The 18,214-nt window shown below is 35.7% G+C and carries 18 protein-coding genes; 10 read left to right on the forward strand and 8 right to left on the reverse strand.

Going from position 1 to position 18,214, the window contains the following annotated elements; genetic code table 11:
- On the forward strand, nt 1–290 hold a 290-nt coding region (locus tag BMZ76_RS12270; protein WP_143071091.1), incomplete at its 5' end, for an integrase core domain-containing protein.
- Between the two features lie 153 nt (nt 291–443).
- Nucleotides 444–914 carry an Lrp/AsnC ligand binding domain-containing protein gene (locus BMZ76_RS12275; RefSeq protein ID WP_091206984.1) on the forward strand — a complete coding sequence of 157 codons (471 nt, stop codon included), beginning with the start codon at nt 444–446 and terminating at the stop codon, nt 912–914.
- A 94-nt stretch (nt 915–1,008) separates the two neighbouring features.
- Here the strand turns inward: BMZ76_RS12275 and BMZ76_RS12280 are convergent, their stop codons facing one another.
- The 5 genes from BMZ76_RS12280 to BMZ76_RS12300 all read right to left on the reverse strand — a co-directional run bounded on the left by BMZ76_RS12280 (nt 1,009) and on the right by BMZ76_RS12300 (nt 6,939).
- Nucleotides 1,009–1,695 (reverse strand): zinc metallopeptidase, encoded by a 687-nt coding sequence (locus BMZ76_RS12280; protein WP_208857663.1) that lies wholly within the window; start codon nt 1,693–1,695, stop codon nt 1,009–1,011.
- 94 nt (nt 1,696–1,789) lie between these two features.
- Nucleotides 1,790–2,386 carry a hypothetical protein gene (locus tag BMZ76_RS12285; protein ID WP_091206988.1) on the reverse strand — a complete coding sequence of 199 codons (597 nt, stop codon included), beginning with the start codon at nt 2,384–2,386 and terminating at the stop codon, nt 1,790–1,792.
- Nucleotides 2,376–2,846, reverse strand: a complete 471-nt coding sequence (locus BMZ76_RS12290) for an RNA polymerase sigma factor (RefSeq protein WP_091207224.1) — start codon at nt 2,844–2,846, stop codon at nt 2,376–2,378. The genes BMZ76_RS12285 and BMZ76_RS12290 overlap by 11 nt, the downstream gene beginning before the upstream one ends.
- 2 nt (nt 2,847–2,848) lie before the next feature.
- The gene (locus BMZ76_RS12295) at nt 2,849–3,697 is read right to left on the reverse strand and encodes an alpha/beta fold hydrolase (RefSeq protein ID WP_091206991.1); all 849 of its coding nucleotides are present in this window, start codon (nt 3,695–3,697) and stop codon (nt 2,849–2,851) included.
- 179 nt (nt 3,698–3,876) lie between these two features.
- A complete protein-coding gene (locus tag BMZ76_RS12300) occupies nt 3,877–6,939 on the reverse strand; it encodes a leucine--tRNA ligase (RefSeq protein ID WP_091206995.1) in 3,063 nt (1,020 codons plus the stop codon).
- Nucleotides 6,940–7,262: 323 nt separating this feature from the next.
- On the opposite strand from BMZ76_RS12300, the gene BMZ76_RS12305 reads away from it, so the two are divergent.
- The 4 genes from BMZ76_RS12305 (at nt 7,263) to truB (ending at nt 9,997) form a co-directional block, all read left to right on the forward strand.
- Nucleotides 7,263–8,138 (forward strand): cell division protein FtsX, encoded by an 876-nt coding sequence (locus BMZ76_RS12305; RefSeq protein ID WP_091206999.1) that lies wholly within the window; start codon nt 7,263–7,265, stop codon nt 8,136–8,138.
- 83 nt (nt 8,139–8,221) lie between these two features.
- Nucleotides 8,222–8,464: a DUF3098 domain-containing protein gene (locus BMZ76_RS12310; RefSeq protein ID WP_091207001.1), complete on the forward strand. Its 243-nt coding sequence runs from the start codon at nt 8,222–8,224 to the stop codon at nt 8,462–8,464.
- Nucleotides 8,465–9,286: an undecaprenyl-diphosphate phosphatase gene (locus tag BMZ76_RS12315; RefSeq protein WP_091207004.1), complete on the forward strand. Its 822-nt coding sequence runs from the start codon at nt 8,465–8,467 to the stop codon at nt 9,284–9,286. It abuts the gene before it with no gap.
- A gap of 6 nt (nt 9,287–9,292) precedes the next feature.
- On the forward strand, nt 9,293–9,997 hold the full coding sequence (gene truB, locus BMZ76_RS12320) for a tRNA pseudouridine(55) synthase TruB (RefSeq protein ID WP_091207008.1): 705 nt from the start codon (nt 9,293–9,295) through the stop codon (nt 9,995–9,997).
- Here the strand turns inward: truB and BMZ76_RS12325 are convergent.
- Nucleotides 9,994–10,599 (reverse strand): thioredoxin family protein, encoded by a 606-nt coding sequence (locus tag BMZ76_RS12325; RefSeq protein ID WP_091207015.1) that lies wholly within the window; start codon nt 10,597–10,599, stop codon nt 9,994–9,996. The genes truB and BMZ76_RS12325 overlap by 4 nt on opposite strands.
- 105 nt (nt 10,600–10,704) lie before the next feature.
- Between BMZ76_RS12325 and BMZ76_RS12330 the strand changes: the two genes are divergently transcribed.
- The 3 genes from BMZ76_RS12330 (at nt 10,705) to frr (ending at nt 12,898) form a co-directional block, all read left to right on the forward strand.
- A complete protein-coding gene (locus BMZ76_RS12330; protein ID WP_091207018.1) occupies nt 10,705–11,484 on the forward strand; it encodes a patatin-like phospholipase family protein in 780 nt (259 codons plus the stop codon).
- Between the two features lie 68 nt (nt 11,485–11,552).
- The gene (gene pyrH, locus BMZ76_RS12335) at nt 11,553–12,260 is read left to right on the forward strand and encodes a UMP kinase (RefSeq protein ID WP_091207021.1); all 708 of its coding nucleotides are present in this window, start codon (nt 11,553–11,555) and stop codon (nt 12,258–12,260) included.
- Between the two features lie 74 nt (nt 12,261–12,334).
- A complete protein-coding gene (gene frr / locus BMZ76_RS12340; protein WP_091207025.1) occupies nt 12,335–12,898 on the forward strand; it encodes a ribosome recycling factor in 564 nt (187 codons plus the stop codon).
- An 83-nt stretch (nt 12,899–12,981) separates the two neighbouring features.
- On the opposite strand, the gene BMZ76_RS12345 is transcribed toward frr, so the two are convergent.
- Both BMZ76_RS12345 and BMZ76_RS12350 read right to left on the reverse strand, forming a co-directional pair.
- Nucleotides 12,982–13,311 (reverse strand): DMT family transporter, encoded by a 330-nt coding sequence (locus BMZ76_RS12345; protein ID WP_091207029.1) that lies wholly within the window; start codon nt 13,309–13,311, stop codon nt 12,982–12,984.
- 1 nt (nt 13,312) lies between these two features.
- Entirely contained in the window at nt 13,313–15,583 is a 2,271-nt protein-coding gene (locus BMZ76_RS12350) for a cation:proton antiporter (protein WP_091207227.1), read from the reverse strand.
- A gap of 197 nt (nt 15,584–15,780) precedes the next feature.
- On the opposite strand from BMZ76_RS12350, the gene BMZ76_RS12355 reads away from it, so the two are divergent.
- Nucleotides 15,781–18,198: an efflux RND transporter permease subunit gene (locus BMZ76_RS12355; protein ID WP_091207032.1), complete on the forward strand. Its 2,418-nt coding sequence runs from the start codon at nt 15,781–15,783 to the stop codon at nt 18,196–18,198.
- Nucleotides 18,199–18,214 lie beyond the last annotated feature (16 nt).

The following is an 18,214-nucleotide window of genomic DNA, read 5'->3' on the forward strand; positions in this document are numbered from 1 at the left end:
AAAACAACATCAAAATTAGTATGACTGAAAATGGTGATCCTTACGAAAATGCAATAGCAGAGAGAATAAATGGTATTTTAAAATATGAATTTTTACTAATAGATGGATTTATAAATCATGTACAGGCATTAAAAGCAATAAGGGAATCTATTGATATTTATAACCAAAATAGGCCTCACTTAAGTTGTCAAATGTTAACGCCAAATCAGACGCATTTACAACAAGTAATCAAATCAAAAAAATGGAAGAAAAAAACCTCGAAAGTTTTTACTTCCGAGGTTAATAATTAGTGTAATTTTAAAATCTAATTCGTGTCAACTTTTTTCAGGACTAGACACGTCAATTTAAAAAAACACTTCTTATGCTTTTTATTAATCACTTTTTATTTAAATTTGATTTCCAATCTAAATTAAAATTGATGTTTAAGTTTAAAACAACAACTCATGAAAATTAATTCTTTAACAGTGGAAATTGACGGTATCGACAAAGAAATTTTACGCGACCTGATGGAAGATGCCCGAAAACCAATTCTTCAAATCGCCAATAAAATAGGAATTTCAGGAGCGGCAATTCATCAACGTTTGCGAAAACTGGAACAATCCGGCGTTATATCGGGATCAAAATTCACCGTAAATAATAAAATTCTGGGTTATAATACGATGGCTTTTGTTGGAATTTATTTGGACAAAGCAGCCCGAAATCCAGAAGCGGTGCGTGATTTAAAGAAAATTCCGGAAGTATTAGAATGTCATTACACCACGGGAAACTGGTCGATTCTGATAAAAATTATTTGTCGGGACAACGAACATTTAATGCATTTGCTCAACACCAAAATCCAAGCCATCGAAGGCGTCTCCAGAACAGAAACCTTTATTTCCCTAAACCAACAAATCGATAGGCAGATTCAATTATAATTCCGTTTAATCGAGTAAGTGTTGCGTTGCTTATTCGACAAAAAAAAACGTCTTGTTTTTGAACAAGACGTTTTTTTGTTTTTAAACGAAGAATCTAATTTCTTCTTCCACCCATATAAATCGAAACATAATACAACAAGGTTGCAATAGATCCTAAAGCAGCCACAACATACGTTCTTGCAGCCCATTTCAAGGAATCTTTAGCCCCAGCGTGTTCTTGTGGCGTCAACATTCTTTTGTTTTCTAACCAAGCCAATGCTCGGTTGCTCGCGTCATATTCGACCGGTAAAGTAACTATAGAGAACAATGTTGTCGCTGCAAAAATGATAATTCCTACCAGTAGTAATTGTGGAAAAGTCTTCATCATCAAGATTCCTCCAAGCAAAATCCATTGCATATAAGTGGAAGCCACATTCACTACCGGCACTAACTTAGAACGCATCGTGAGCCATTGATACCCCACCGCGTGTTGTACTGCATGACCACATTCGTGCGCCGCAACCGCCGCAGCCGCCGCATTTCTTTGGTTGTAAACCGCCTCACTTAAATTCACTGTTTTATCTGCTGGATTGTAGTGGTCCGTCAAACGTCCCGGCGTAGAGATAACTCTCACATCGCGAATCCCGTTATCGGCAAGCATTTTTTCGGCGATTTCAGCGCCTGACATTCCGTTTTGTAATTGTAATTTAGAATAATGTTCAAATTTGCTTTTTAGTCTTGAACTAACTAACCAGCTGAAAAGCATAATAGCTCCGGCAAGAATCAAATAACCCATTCCCATATTTTTGTTTTTTATTTAAATGTTTAAAATAAAATATCAAATTTTGAACCATTTTTTTACAATGTCAAAATGGCACAAGAAAACAGCAACAACATTATTCATTAACACTCAACTGCTTATTCACAGCTTCAAATTTAGCGATCAAACCGTTGACTCTAGCCTGCTCCTTTTTGATTTCTTTTGGTCTTAAATAAAACCAAGTAAACCCAATCCATCCCAACATTACTACATAAGTAAAAATTCCCCAAAATATTGTCATACGGGATGTGTATTCATACATGTACAAACATAACCCGGATCCAAGCAGTATAAAATACAAACTCAACATGGTAGATTGCAAAAAATGCTGTTTTGTTTTAATCGAAATTAATTTTTGCAGGTATTCACTATTGCTTTGAGTGCGATCAACTGTTTTATAAAATCCAACTAATTTATTGTAGACGAACAAATACATCAGCATTGCGGAAATTGTCAAAATAATTCCGATTTTGGTTGAAATAAACTCAGGCTGATAAAAATACCAGATAAAAATAATAAATGCACTTGTCGCGATCAGTAAAACATTTGTTATAACTAATTTTCTAAGGCTTACTCTCTTGAAATATTTCAGTTTAGAAAGCAATTCCTTAATATTTGGCGGGCTTACGGCCTGTTGTTTCCATAAATCTTTAAAGTCTATATTATTGTCCATTTTCTTTAAACTTTTGAGTTAATTTTTCTTTTATTCTATGAATTTTTACTCTTGTATTGGCTTCTGAGAGTCCGACGATATTGGCAATTTCAGCTTGTTTTACATCTTCCAGTTCGAGTGAAATAATAATGCGATCGATTTCTGGCAATTCGGCAACGCATTTATACAAAAATAGAATCTGAGGTTCTAGCGAATAGTGCTTTTCTTCTGTAATATGCATTGGAAGTTCTGACTTGGGAAATCGTTTTTCTTTGTCAATCTGTCTCAAGCAATTGTTGGATGCAATTCGGAAAATCCAAGTTCCAATACTGGCTTCATTTCTAAATGTGTGGAGTTTTTGCCAAACAATAATAAACGTTTCCTGCGCCATATCCTGTGCAATGTCATAATCATTTACGTAACCCATGCACAATCGAAAAACCTTTTGCCAATAGGATTTGTATAGTTGTTCAAACTCCATTATTATGATTTTATAAAGTTGTTTAGTTGTGCTAAATACCATTCTTTATCATCATACATAATAAAGTGCAAACCTTTGTTTGAATATTGAAAACTGGCAGTTTTTAAGTTTTTGTATTGTGCTTCTATAGGCCCTTTGTAATTTGAAAAACCAAATTCCAATAATATCAATGCAGGACATTTTATTGCCGTAATTTTATCTCTCAAATCCGTATTGGAAAAATCACAATACATTTTGCCAAAAATTTTTCGGTCTGATTTCATGCTCCAACTAATTGCTTCCTCTTGTTTTGAGGCATCTGCCAAAAGCATGGCCATATTTCTTTTTTGCATTTGATAAAATTCATCTTCAGACATAGTCGTTATTTGATTAACCATTGAAGAACAGTCGTTATTTTCTAGCGATTTAAAAGATGAATCTCTTAAAGCGGCCAAACAAGGAAGCGCATCAACGACTACAATTTTGCTTATTAATTCAGGATAATCTGAAGCAATAGCCAACGCAAGCCCTCCGCCCATACTGTGACCAACTATAATTGGTTTTTCTATTTTGTTTGCTTTAATGTAGTTCACGATTTCTGTTTCCCAATTTATAAACGAAGCATCTGGTTGTGGTTTAATCCCAGCAAAACCCGCCATTGTAAATGTGTAACACGTAAACTCTTTTTCGAAATTAGATTTTGTTTCATTCCAGACATCTCCAGAACTGGCAAATCCGGGCAGGAAGATTATAGATTGTTTTCCCTTTCCTGTTTTGCTTATTTCAAACGGATACGATTTTATTTGTCCGAATACATTTAAACACAATGCTGAAAACAATAGAATTATAACCAAGAAGGAATACTTTTTCATTTTTAATAGATTTAAGTTGTTAAATGACCCAATTTTTCTTTTAGATACAGAATCTATTAAAATGTTACAAAAAGTTAAAAATAATACTTAATATTCTATTTATATGTTGTTTGAAAAACAAAAAAAATCCCAATTCTAAATTTTAGAATTGGGATTGATTTATATCATAACACTATTTTTTACCCCACCAAATTAATAATTTTTCCCGGAACGATAATCACCTTGTTTGGCGTTTTTCCTTCTAATTGTTTGATGGTTCTTTCGTCTTTCATTACGATTTCCTCGATTTGTTCTTTGGTTAAATCCAAAGGTAAAACCATGGTGAAACGCATTTTTCCGTTGAAAGAAACTGGATATTCCTTGTTGCTTTCTACCAAATGTGCGGATTCGAATATTGGAAAATCAACGGTTGCAATTGAACCTGTATTTCCTAACAACGACCATAATTCTTCGGCGATGTGCGGCGCATACGGTGAAATCACAATCGCTAATGGTTCCAGAATAGCACGTGAATGACAGTTTTGAGTGGACAATTCGTTCACACAAATCATAAACTGAGAAACCGATGTATTAAAAGAGAACCCTTCAATATCTTCAGCTACTTTCTTGATGGTTTTGTGCAATGATTTTAAGTTGTCTTTGGTTGGCTCGTCATTGGTTACAATCAAACCATTATCATCAAAATACAAACGACACAGTTTTTTCAAGAAACCAAAAACGCCCGAAATTCCTGCCGTGTTCCAAGGTTTTGCTTGTTCCAATGGTCCTAAGAACATTTCATACAAACGCAACGTATCTGCTCCGTATTCATTACAAATATCATCCGGCGTTACCACATTGTATTTTGATTTCGACATTTTTTCGATTTCGCGACCAACAATGTATTTTCCGTTTTCTTCGCAAATGAATTCTGCATCTTTATAATCAGAATATAAAGGATGACTTTTGAAAGCTTTAATATCTAATTCATTAGCACCTTCATTGATTACAGCTAAATCAGCATGAATACCACTAATAAAAGGAACTAAATTTTTTAAAAATTCATCCGATAATTGAGTCCTCTTTTTAACAATATTAATAACCTCATCATTCAATTTAATTGTTGACAATAACCCATTTAAAACTTGATCATTTTTTTTTAATTTATCATACGAAATAAAAATAGTTGGAATCTTCTTTAATGCTCCTACGATCTCATTATTATCCTTAGATGCAATTCCATAAGTAAAAGAAATTCTATACACAAAAGCACTCATCCCCAAAATCATTCCCTGATTAATCAGTTTTTTGAATGGCTCTTCGGTAGGTGCAAAACCTTTGTCTTTTAGGAATTTGTTCCAAAAACGGGAATACAATAAATGTCCGGTGGCATGTTCGCTACCGCCAATGTATAAATCTACGTTTTCCCAATACGCCAATGCGTCTTTACTGACAAATTCGTTTTCATTGTGCGCATCCATATAACGCATCCAATACCACGAACTTCCCGCCCAACCTGGCATCGTGTTTAATTCTAATGGAAATATTGTCACGTTATCTACTAACTGTGTACTAACCACTGAACACTGAATACTGTCCCAAGCCCAAACCAAAGCGTTTCCTAAAGGCGGCTGTCCGTCTTCAGTTGGTAAATATTTTTCTACTTCCGGCAAGATGATTGGCAAATGTTGCGCATCAATCATTTGTGGCATTCCATTCACATAATATACCGGAAAGGGTTCTCCCCAATATCGCTGGCGAGAGAAAACAGCATCACGCAAACGGTAATTGATTTTTCCTTTTCCTTGGTTTAGTTTTTCTAATTCTTCTATAGCTTTTTTAGTCGCTTCTTTATAGGTCAGTCCGTTTAGGAAATCCGAATTAGCGATAATCACATTGTCTTTAGAACCATACGCAACTTCAGAAATATCTATATTGGCAAAAATATTTTTGATTTCCGTCATACCTTTTTGACCTTTAAAGAAATTCGCAAACGCATAATCTCTTTCATCGCCACAAGGAACGGCCATAACCGCGCCTGTTCCATAACCTGCCAAAACATAATCTCCAATCCAAACCGGAATGGATTCTTTGGTAAACGGATGTTCCGCATACGCACCCGTAAATACTCCCGAAATGGTTTTTACATCGGCCATACGTTCTCTTTCGGAACGTTTTGACGTTTTTTCTATATAAGCATCGACTGCTGCTTTTTGTGCTGCCGTTGTGATTTGAGCTACCAATTCATGTTCTGGCGCCAAGGTCATAAACGTTACTCCAAAAATGGTATCAGGACGCGTTGTAAACACATCTATAAATTGCTGCTCGCTTTCAACGTTTGACTTTTGACTTTCGACTTTAAAAGAGACTGTCGCCCCAACGGATTTTCCAATCCAGTTTCTCTGGCTTTCTTTGATGCTTTCACTCCAATCAATATCATTTAATCCTTGTAACAAACGTTCTGCGTAAGCCGAAATTCGCATGCTCCATTGGGTCATTTTCTTGCGCACTACCGTAAAACCGCCACGCTCTGAAACGCCATTTACGATTTCGTCATTTGCCAAAACCGTTCCTAATCCCGGACACCAGTTCACTTCAGTCTCGGCTAAATAAGTCAACCTATATTGCAGCAAAATTCTCTCCTGCTGTTCTTTTGCGAAAGCGTTCCATTCATTTGCTGAAAAAGCTTCACTATTTTCATCGCATACGGCATTGACATTTGCATTTCCTTCTGTTGAAAAAATAGAAACCAAAGTCGAAATATCTTCGGATTTGTCGCTTTTTTTATTGTACCAAGAATTGAATAATTGAATAAAAATCCACTGCGTATGCTTGTAATAATCAGGATTTGAGGTGCGCACTTCTCGGCTCCAATCGAATGAAAATCCAATTTTGTCCAATTGTTTTCGGTAACCGGCAATTTTATTTCCTTCTTTATCCGTTCCTCCGTCAATATTTACCGAAGTAGTATCTTCCGGGCGTTGACCCGTCTGTATCGCATATTGTTCCGCAGGCAATCCAAAACTGTCGTAGCCCATTGGGTGCAAAACATTGAAACCTTGGTGTCTTTTGTATCTGGAATACACATCAGAAGCAATATATCCCAGCGGATGTCCGACGTGCAATCCCGCTCCAGATGGGTAAGGAAACATGTCAAGTACGTAATATTTAGGTTTTTCTGAGTTGTTTTCGGCTTTGAACGTTTCGTTTTCTAACCAATATTTCTGCCATTTGGCCTCGATTTCGTTCGGATTGTATTTCATTCCCTTTTTTTATTGTTTTTTAATGGAGTCATGCTGTCGCGCACTCAAGTCATTCCCTTTTTTATTGTTTTTTAATGGAGTCATGCTGTCGCGCACTCAATTTATTACTTTTTTTAATGTTTTTTACGGAGTCATGCTATTGCACGCTCAAGTCATTTTTATAAGATTCTGAGTAACTCGGTTAAGTTGCTGTATTTATTTGAAGAAATGATTATTTCAAGGTGCCAAATTTACGTTTATTGTACGAAAGTTGAAACTTTGAGCGTTATTAACTTCAAATAAAGAAATTCTTTATTATTTTTACCCAATAATTTCAATAAACTATGAGTTCTTCCTTTGATAATTTTCAAAAACGTCGGTTAATTTCCTCTTATTTTTCAGTAGTGCTAAGTGTATTCTTAGTTTTATTTCTATTGGGAATATTGGGACTTTTCATTATAAATTCTAAAAAATTAGCCAACGATTTCAAAGAAAATATTGCCATGACGGTTTTTTTTAAAAATGAAGCCAATGACAGTATTGTAAAAGCTTTTGGAACCCAAATAAAAGCAAGTCCTTTCGTAAAATCATACACTTATGTCACCAAAGAAGCTGCCGCTAAAGAACATACCGATATTATTGGTGAGGATTTTATGGAATTTCTAGGTGAAAATCCACTGCAAAACTCCTACGACATTCATTTAAAAGGAGACTATGTAATTAACGATAGTATCACAAAAATTGAAGCTGGCTTGCGCCAAAACACAATGATTTCGGATATTGTGTATGACAAACAATTAGTGAATTTAGTGAACGACAACATCAAAAAAGTAAGTATGTGGATTTTAGTAATCAGCGTATTCTTAGCTTTTATTGCAGTATTGTTAATCAACAGTTCGTTGCGTTTGTCCATTCATTCCAACCGATTTATCATTAAAACCATGCAAATGGTAGGTGCTACAAAAGCTTTTATCAGAAAACCTTTTGTGATGCGAAGCATAAAATTAGGAATGATTGGAGCAGCTTTGGCCGTTCTAGCGTTAATTGGAGTTTTGATTTATGTTGAAACCAGTTTCCCAAATCTTGGTATATTGGAAGACAAAGCAATGATTGGCTTGGTATTATTGGCCGTTTTAGGAATTGGCGTTTTAATAACCTGGTTAAGCACATATTTTGCAACACAACGTTTCTTGAACTTGAGAACTGACGATCTTTATTAGTATTCAGTGTTCAGTCGCAGTGTTCAGTAAAAAAAATTGAAAAAATAACAGTTAGTAGTGATACTGAACTAAATTCAGCATAAATGGAAAATAACGAACAGAAACCAGAATTCCTTTTTGATAAAATAAACTATCAAATTCTATTAATTGGGATTGTAGTAATCGCACTGGGATTTATTCTAATGTCAGGCGGCGGAAGCGAGGATCCTAATGTATTTAGCGAAGACATCTTCAATTTTAGAAGAATTCGATTGGCGCCAACAACTGTTTTAATCGGTTTTGGAATTACCATTTACGCCATTCTTAAGAATTCCAAAAAAGCATAAATGAATACATTACAAGCATTTTTAATTGCTGTTATCGAAGGATTAACCGAATATCTTCCTGTTTCCTCGACCGCTCACATGATTTTTATGAGTTCTTATTTTGGAATACAAGAAGATGATTTCGTAAAGCTTTTTCAGGTTTCCATCCAATTTGGAGCCATTTTGGCGGTTGTCGCCTTGTATTGGAAGAAATTTTTCGATTTTTCTTCAAAAAGTGTTGCAATCAGTTTTTACCTCAAACTTATTTACGCCGTAATTCCAGCGTTGGTTTTAGGAAAATTATTCGATGATAAAATTGAAGCCATTCTTGGAGATCCTATTCCCATTGCGATTGTATTAATTTTGGGTGGCGTAATTTTACTTTTTATCGATAGTCGTTTTCAAAGCCCAACTGTTATCAAAGAAGAAGATATCACGTTAAAGAAAGCCGTAATCATTGGTTTTTGGCAATGCTTAGCAATGATGCCGGGGACAAGTCGATCTGCTGCTTCAATCATTGGAGGAATGCAACAAGGATTAACGCGTCATGCCGCAGCGGAATTCTCTTTTTTCTTGGCAGTTCCTACCATGATGGCCGTTACTTGTTATTCTGTGTTTTTGAAAACCTATGAGTCTTCGCAAATGAAAGGCTATGAATTGATTTTAAAATCAAACGAAAACATACAATTGTTCTTGATAGGAAACGTAGTTGCTTTTATCGTTGCTATTCTAGCGATTAAATTTTTCATAGAAATCATCAAAAAATACGGTTTCAAACCCTGGGGTTGGTACCGAATAATTGTAGGAATCTTTTTATTGTTCTACTTTTCATACTTTAAATAAATTCCTTTGAAGACAGCCGAAGATTTCCAAGACGGACAAATTTTACTGATTGATAAACCCTTGAATTGGACTTCATTTCAGGCGGTGAATAAATTGAAATGGGCATTAATTACCAAACTTAACCTCCCAAAAAAATTTAAGATTGGTCACGCTGGAACTTTAGATCCGTTGGCAACCGGATTATTGTTAGTTTGTACTGGAAAATTCACTAAAAGAATCACCGAACTTCAGGGTCAAGCCAAAGAATATACCGGAACTTTTTATATTGGAGCCACAACGCCTTCGTATGATTTAGAAACGGAAATCGACCAAACTTTCCCAACGGAACATATTGACGAAAATTTAATTCATGAAACCGTCAAACAATTTCTGGGTGAAATCGATCAAAAACCCCCTATTTATTCGGCTTTAAAAAAAGATGGTGTTCGCTTATACGAACATGCCAGAGCAGGAGAAACCATTGAAATTGCCACTAGAAAGACAACCATTCACGAATTTGAAATCACCAGAATTGCACTTCCCGAAGTCGATTTTAGGGTAGTTTGCAGCAAAGGAACCTACATTCGTTCCCTAGCCTTTGATTTTGGAAAGGCGATGAATTCTGGCTCGCATTTAACCGCTTTGCGTAGAACAAAAATTGGAGATTACGACGTAAATGAAGCTGTAGCTGTTGAAACATTTGAAGATTCTATTTCTCCTGTTCAACCTTAGCGTTCCAACTCAAGCATTATGTCAGCCAATTCATTCTGAGTAGTGATTCCCTTATCATGCAAATACCAAAGTTGTAAATTGGTTTTTAGAGTTTCGTCAATAACTCCGAATTCTTTTCTATAATCTGCTACCAAATCAGCTGCGGCTTGTGGTCTTGGCCCCCAATTTCCAAGCACACTTCCTGTTTCTTTATCAACGACAATCAAAATAGGAATCGCTTTCTTTTTATTGGTCAAAAACAACTTAATCAATTCTTCGTTTTCATCACGCAACACAATTCTCAAGTCAATTTTACCGGATTCAATTGCCGATTTATTGATAATTGGTAACAATTGCGCGGCATCACCGCACCAACCTTCAGAAATTACTAACCAAATGTATTCACTCTGTAATGACTTTAATTTCAGACTGGTTTCTTCGGTGATTTTAATCGTTTTATCCAAACGATTCATGCGCGTTTCATTCAGTTCGCTGTAATGCGTCAAATCTTCCGATTGTTCGTCCCCAGTTGATTTTTTTTCAAGTAATAAATCTGAAATAAGCTTTCTGTATTCTGAATATGAATGGCTATTAAACAATGCTTTGGCTATTGGAATTTTCATAATGAATTATTTTTTTTTACAAAGTTACCATAAAATTGGAGCATAAATATGATATCTGTCACTTTCAATTCCACAAAAAGAGTAATTTTATAACAAATAGTTAAGATGGATTTAAAAACAAAATCGATAGGATTAGTACTTTCCGGTGGCGGATCTAAAGGTTTGGCACATGCTGGTGTCATTAAATTTTTGGAAGAAGAAAACATCAAACCCTCTCAAATCGCAGGAACAAGTGCCGGATCAATTGTTGGCGCATTGTATGCTTGGGGAAAAACACCCGAAGAAATTTTGGAGTTTTTCAAATCCATTTATCTTTTTCACTGGAAACACCTCACGTTTAAAAAAGCGGGGCTGATTGATTCAGAATCCTTCCGAATTTATTTCCACAGTATCTTTAAAGACGCCGTATTAAGTGATTTGAATATTCCAATTCAGATTACAGCCACCGACATGGTTCGGGGAAAACTAAAAATATTTTCTCCCAATACAAAAATTGTTGATGCCATTTTAGCATCTTCAGCGTTTCCCGGCATTTTGTCTCCTTACGAAATAGATGGAAACATCTATAGTGACGGAGGGATATTGAATCATTTTCCAACCGATATCTTACAAGGACAATGTGACACTGTGATAGGTGTTTATGTAAGTCCGATTCAGAAAATTGAAGCCAAAGATTTGCGTTCCATCAAGGCAGTGACCACTCGGGCTTTTGATATTCTTTCGGCAAATTCAAATATGCATAAATTTAATATTTGCGATTGGGTTATAGAACCCAAGGATTTATGCCTTTACAGCACCTTTGAAACCAGCAAAGTAAAGATGAATGCCGTTTTCAACATTGGCTATGAAGCCGCAAAAAAATCGTATGAAAAACTTAATTTATAAAATTTAAGCAACACTTTTTTTAAAAATCAGAATATGTCTATATTTGCACCAATCAACTCAACACACACATGAAATACAAAAGAATTCTTCTGAAACTAAGTGGCGAAGCTTTAATGGGCGACTTGCAATACGGAATTGACCCAAAAAGACTTGCTGAGTATGCTGACGAAATCAAGCAAATTCATGATAAAGGAGTAGAAATAGCCATTGTAATAGGTGGTGGAAATATTTTTAGAGGAGTTGCAGGAGCAAGCGCAGGAATGGACAGAGTACAAGGTGATTATATGGGAATGCTGGCAACGGTGATTAACGGAATGGCATTACAAGGCGCATTGGAAGAAAAGGGTATGAAAACCCGTTTGCAAACGGCATTAAAAATGGAATCCATAGCAGAACCATATATCAAAAGAAGAGCGGACCGTCACCTTGAAAAAGGACGAATTGTAATTTTTGGAGCCGGAACCGGAAATCCATATTTTACAACCGATACTGCAGCGGTTTTACGTGGTATTGAAATCAATGCCAATGTGATTCTAAAAGGAACTCGTGTGGATGGTGTGTATGATTGTGATCCGGAAAAAAACGCATCTGCCGTTAAATTCGATTTCATTTCCTTTGACGATGTCCTTAAAAAAGGATTGAATGTAATGGATACGACAGCATTTACGCTAAGTCAGGAAAATAAATTACCAATCGTAGTTTTCGATATGAATAAAGTAGGAAACTTATTGAAAATCTGCGAAGGAGAAAATATAGGAACTGTAGTGAACATATAGTATTCAGTCACATTTTACAGTCGCAGAGGCGGCTAGAACTGGAAACTGAGACGGAAAACTGAAAACTAAAATTTATGACTGAAGAAATTGAATTTATATTAGATAGTACCAAAGAATCCATGACGGGTTCTATTGCGCATTTAGAAAAAGAATTTTTGAATATTCGCGCCGGAAAAGCTTCTCCAGCCATGCTTGGAAGTGTTTTTGTAGATTATTACGGATCAGCAACGCCACTTTCGCAGGTATCAAAAATTAGCGTTCCTGATGCCAGAACCATTACTTTGCAACCTTTTGAAAAAAATATGTTGCACGTAATTGAAAAAGCAATTATGGTTGCTAATATTGGTTTTAACCCAATGAATAATGGTGATGTAATTATCATTAGCGTTCCTGCATTGACCGAAGAAAGAAGACGCGATCTTGCGAAACAAGCAAAGGTTGAAGCAGAAGATGCTAAAGTGGGTATTAGAAATGCACGTAAGGACGCAAATACAGATATTAAAAAATTAGAAAAAGAAGGAACCTCTGAAGACATTTGCAAAAATGCCGAAGAAGAAGTTCAAAACTTAACCAATAGTTACATTAGGAAAATAGATGAACTTTTAGTGGTGAAAGAAACAGAAATTATGAAGGTGTAATTCCTTTTCAATAATATTAAAAATGCGTCGTGTTAGTTGAACACGACGCATTTTTTATTTTAAAAAATATTGAAAATTTCCTTTTAATGACTCGAAACGAATTTCAGTCCAATAATAGAACTGATTAAAGTGGTGATAAAGAAAATTCGCCAAAAATCAGCCGGTTCTTTAAAAACAAAAATTCCAACAAGAACCGTTCCCACCGCTCCAATCCCTGTCCAAACGGCATAAGCCGTTCCGATAGGCAGTGTTTGCGTGGCTTTATAAAGCAAGACCATACTTATTGTTAAACAAACCAAAAATCCGCCCAACCATAATGTTGCTGTCATTCCGGTATTTTCTTTGGCTTTGCCCAAACAAGTGGCAAAACCAACTTCAAATAAACCGCCGATAATTAATAAAATCCAATTCATGTTATTGTTTTAAAATCAATACAGAAGGAACACCGCTCAACCAATCACTTCTGGAATCTACGAGTTCTTTCCAACTTTCGAGACTAATCAGCATTAAATCCTGCTGCGCCAAAAATTCCTCTTTAATTATTTTATCGGTTATCAAACCAATGTTGTTTGGATATTTTTGTTCCAAAGAATCAATAGCGCTGTTCATTACAAAATTAGTCGTAAGATGTCCATTTACATCCAGAATAACAATTTTTGAGTTGTTGTTAAACACTAATTTCTGAATATAATCAATCACAAACGAATCTTCGGGACTGAAAATAGGAATAAAAACATGATTAACGTGTTGCAAATCTTTATCAATCAAAATCCCGATTGGCATTTTGGTTTTAGAAATAATCTGTCTCGTTCTTTCGTCAAAAGGGGAATTTTCGAACAACCCTTCTTTCCCGGTGAACTTATCAATTAAACGATCCGGATTAATGATTCGTGTTGTAAAACCAATTACTTTCCCAAGGATTGTTCCTTCAAATATTGATTTTCCCAGTCCTATTAGCAACAAATCATAATCGCCTTGATTGGCTATATCAGCAATCTCGGTTTCAATATCCATCGTTGCTTTAAAAATGGTGGTAATATCCTGTTTCAACAGTTGGGATTCTTCAACGATAGGATAAAAACTATTTTTTTCTTTATCTTCCAAGTTAAAAGTATGCACCTCATCACTCAAAGACAAATGCATCACGGTAATACTAGAGGTATTTTTCTGTTTTTTTATTAAACTGTTCGCCAATCGCAATAACGATTTCCCTTTTTCGTTGTTTCCAAACGAAATTAAAATTCGGTATTTATTCTGGTTTGTTGGTTCTATAATTTCAACACCATCTTTCGTTTTGAAGATATAATTGATTAAATCCAAAGCCGGCCCCGTCATAAAAGTAGTAACCAATGCCATGATTACCATCATGGTAAACACTTCGGGAGTCAAAACTTTAAGTTCCAACCCGATGTTTAAAACAATCAATTCCATTAAACCTCTGGTATTCATCAAGGCGCCAATCGTCAAACTGTCACGCCAACTTTGCCCTACAAATTTGGCAGCCAAAGCACTTCCCAAAAATTTTCCGACTACGGCTACTAAAATGATGAAACCAGTAACTTTCCATAAATACGGATCATTAAGAAGACCAATTTCTGTTTTTAAACCCGTGAATACAAAAAACAATGGCAGTAAGAGTATCAATGCAACATCCTCCACTTTTTCTATAAATATTGTTCTTAATTTTGGGACATCCGGCATAATTGCACCTGCCATAAATGCACCAAACAATGCGTGAATACCAATAACCTCCGTTGCATAGGACGAAAGAATCAATACCAGAAAAAAGATTGCCACAACCGGTTTTACAATACTGTCTTTAGAACCATATAAATCTCCAATTCGTTTCAAAAATGGTTTTACAATATAAATCATCGCAACAACATAAAGCACTGCCAGCATAATAATGTACAACGAACTCACGAAAGTCCCTGCTTTTACAATCGCAATTACTACCGCCAAAATACACCAAGCAGTAATATCATCGGCAGCAGCACATGTAATCACTATAGAACCTAATTTAGTTTTATGAATACCTCTTTCCTGAACGATTCTGGCTAACACGGGAAAAGCCGTTATACTTAACGCAATTCCCATAAACAAACTAAAAGCTAAAAACGTAACTCCCGCAGGAGCAAATCGGTTGTAAACAAAATAAGCCAGACCAATCCCGAGTGCAAAAGGGATTACTATACTGGCGTGACTAATTACTACCGCTTCATTGGCTTTGTTCTTCAGCACTTTCAAATCAAGTTCCATTCCGATAACGAACATAAAAAGGATTAATCCTATCTGACTCAAAAATTTTAAATTCCCTAAGGATTCAACGGGAAATAAAGCCACTGAAAATTCAGGAAAATACAATCCCAATAAGGATGGCCCGAGCACAATTCCCGCAATAATTTCCCCAATTACTGATGGCTGTCCTATTTTCTTGAAAATCCAGCCAAAAACTCGAGAAACAAGTATGATTGTTATGATTTGAGCCAAAAGAATAGCCAAAGGATCCTGAAAATTATGTTGCATAGCAGCTAAAAAATCATTCCAAGAACCATTGCCATTCTCTGGTGAAACTATTGTTTCTGTTTCTTCTAAGTTTTTCCCTTTAGTTATAATCCAGTACATTAATGCAATAAAACCGCCAGTAACACTCAAATAAAATATTGTATTTTTATAATTCTTCATATCCATTTTTATTCGTTCGCGCTCAGCTCTAAAAAACAAAGATGAGAAATTCAAATGTATAATTTATATCTCACAAAATTATTTAATTGTAAAATAAAAAAACCATATCATTACTCCTGTAAAACAACAAAAAGTTTCAGTCAAAACAAATGATTTATTGCGGTTTTAACTACCTTTACCGCCGTTAAATATTAATTATGATCAAGTGGTTTAGTTTGGGATTTTGGGAATTAATAGCCCGAATTGTCCTTAGAAATAGGATTTTAATGTTGTCCATTATTGTTGCGATAACTGCGCTTTTAGCACTACAATGGAAGAATATTCACTTCGCTTTTACCGAAGCCAATTTATTACCGGATGACAATATTGTAAATATTGAGTACAACGCCTTTTTAAATAAATTTGGTGAAGAAGGAAATCTAGTCATCATCGGGGTAAAAGATGACGCCATATATACCCCAAAAGCCTTTGCTTCCTGGAGTAAAATGATGAATACGTTAAAAGGCGACAAAGCGGTTGATTTAGTTATTTCGTTAAATGACTTAAAGAAATTACAAAAAAATGATTCGCTGGCAACCTTTGAACTCGTTCCTTTTGTAGACCAAAGCAAAACTCTTGACCCGGCATATCTTCAAAAAATTAAAAAAGAGCTTTTCAATGATTTGCCTTTTTACGAAGGATTACTTTTTAACAAAAGATCCGGAAGCATTCGCTCTGCCGTTTACATGGATAAAAAAATTGTAAACACGGAGGCACGAAAAGATTTTATCTTAGAAAAGTTAGTTCCCGCAGTCGAAAAATTCGAAAAAGAAACCGGAATCGATCTGCGTGTTTCAGGAATGCCTTACATCCGAACGCTGAATGCAAAAACCGTCACTGATGAGATCAGCATCTTCATTGGAGCCTCGTTATTAATCACCTCATTGCTTTTCTTTTTCTTTTTTAGAAGTTTTAGGGCGACGTTAATATCAATGATTATTGTTATAATTGGCGTGATGTGGTCTTTTGGATTTTTAGGATTACTGAATTATGAAATTACGGTTTTAACGGCTTTAGTTCCTTCTTTAATCATCGTTATCGGAATTCCGAATTGTATTTTTCTGACCAATAAATACCATCAGGAATACAAAATTCACCACAATAAAGCCAAAGCATTACAGCGTGTTACGACCAAAGTTGGAATGGCAACCTTGATGACAAACCTGACCACGGCCATAGGTTTTGCTACATTTGTTGCTTCCAATAATCAATTGTTACTGGAATTTGGCGTCGTGACTTCCATCAATATCATGGCACTTTTCTTTTTGTGCATCATTGTAATCCCTATTTTTCACAGTTATATTCCGGCTCCGAAAGAGCGTCACATTGAGCATTTAGACCGCAACTACGTTAAGGTTTTTATGGATTGGATTCTGAGAAACGTAAAACACAATCGGTTTTCAATTTATGTCGTTTCGATTGTTTTGCTTGTCATCAGCATTGTAGGCATCTATGAAATGCGCATTTCCGGAAGTTTAATTGAGGACATGCCAAAAAAAGAAGCATTTTTTGAAGACATTGTTTTCTTTGAAAAAGAGTTTGACGGAGTGATGCCGCTCGAAATCATGATTGACACCAAACGCAAAAAAGGAGTTATGAAATTGTCTACGTTAAGACGAATGGAAGAACTGGAGGAAACCATTGATGAAATCCCTGAATTATCAAAACCCATTTCTATTGTCAATTTAATTAAATATTCCAAACAAGCCTATTACAACGGAAACCCGGAATATTACGAATTGCCTACTTCGCAAGAACAGTCGTTTATTTTGTCGTATGCTAAAAATGCCACCAAAAACTCAAAAGATAATCTAATGAAAAGCTATGTGGATTCGACTGGACAATTTGCCCGAATCACGACTTTTATGCGCGATGAAAATGGCGATAATATTGCCAAAATTGAAGCTGAAATTCGTAAGAAAGCAGCTAAAATTTTCCCGCCCGATCAATACAAAGTCATTATCACCGGGAAAGCACTGGTTTTCCAGAAAGGAACCGGTTACCTGCTGGACAACTTACTTTCGTCGCTGGCCTTCGCCTTTTTCCTGACCGCGCTTTTGATTGGTTTTATGTTCCGTTCATTCAAAATGGTATTGGTTTCTATCATCCCGAATTTATTGCCGTTAATGCTAACCGCAGGAATTATGGGCTTTCTGGACATTCCGCTGAAACCCTCGACGATATTGGTTTTCGGAATTGCATTTGGACTTTCAGTAGACGACACCGTGAGATTTCTGTCCCAATACCGTGAGGAATTAAAGAAAAACAACTGGAAAATTCGTAAATCGGTTTACGCTACATTTACGGATGCCGGCTTGAGCATGTTCTATACTTCTATCGTGTTGTTCTTTGGATTTTCGGTATTTATGTTGTCCAGTTTTGGAGGAACAATAGCGCTGGGCGGTTTAATTTCATTGACATTATTGTTCGGAATGCTATCCAATTTGATGTTATTGCCAGCTTTGGTTTTGACCTTGAACAAAACACTAGCCAACGAACAGGATTTCATCGAACCCAAAATAGATATCATTGAACCAAGTGATGCCGAAATTGATGATTTAGAAAAAAATAAGTAGCAGTATTTGGAGCTAT

The sequence above is a fragment of the Flavobacterium xueshanense genome (assembly GCF_900112975.1).
In the GTDB taxonomy this organism is placed as follows: Bacteria; Bacteroidota; Bacteroidia; order Flavobacteriales; family Flavobacteriaceae; genus Flavobacterium; species Flavobacterium xueshanense.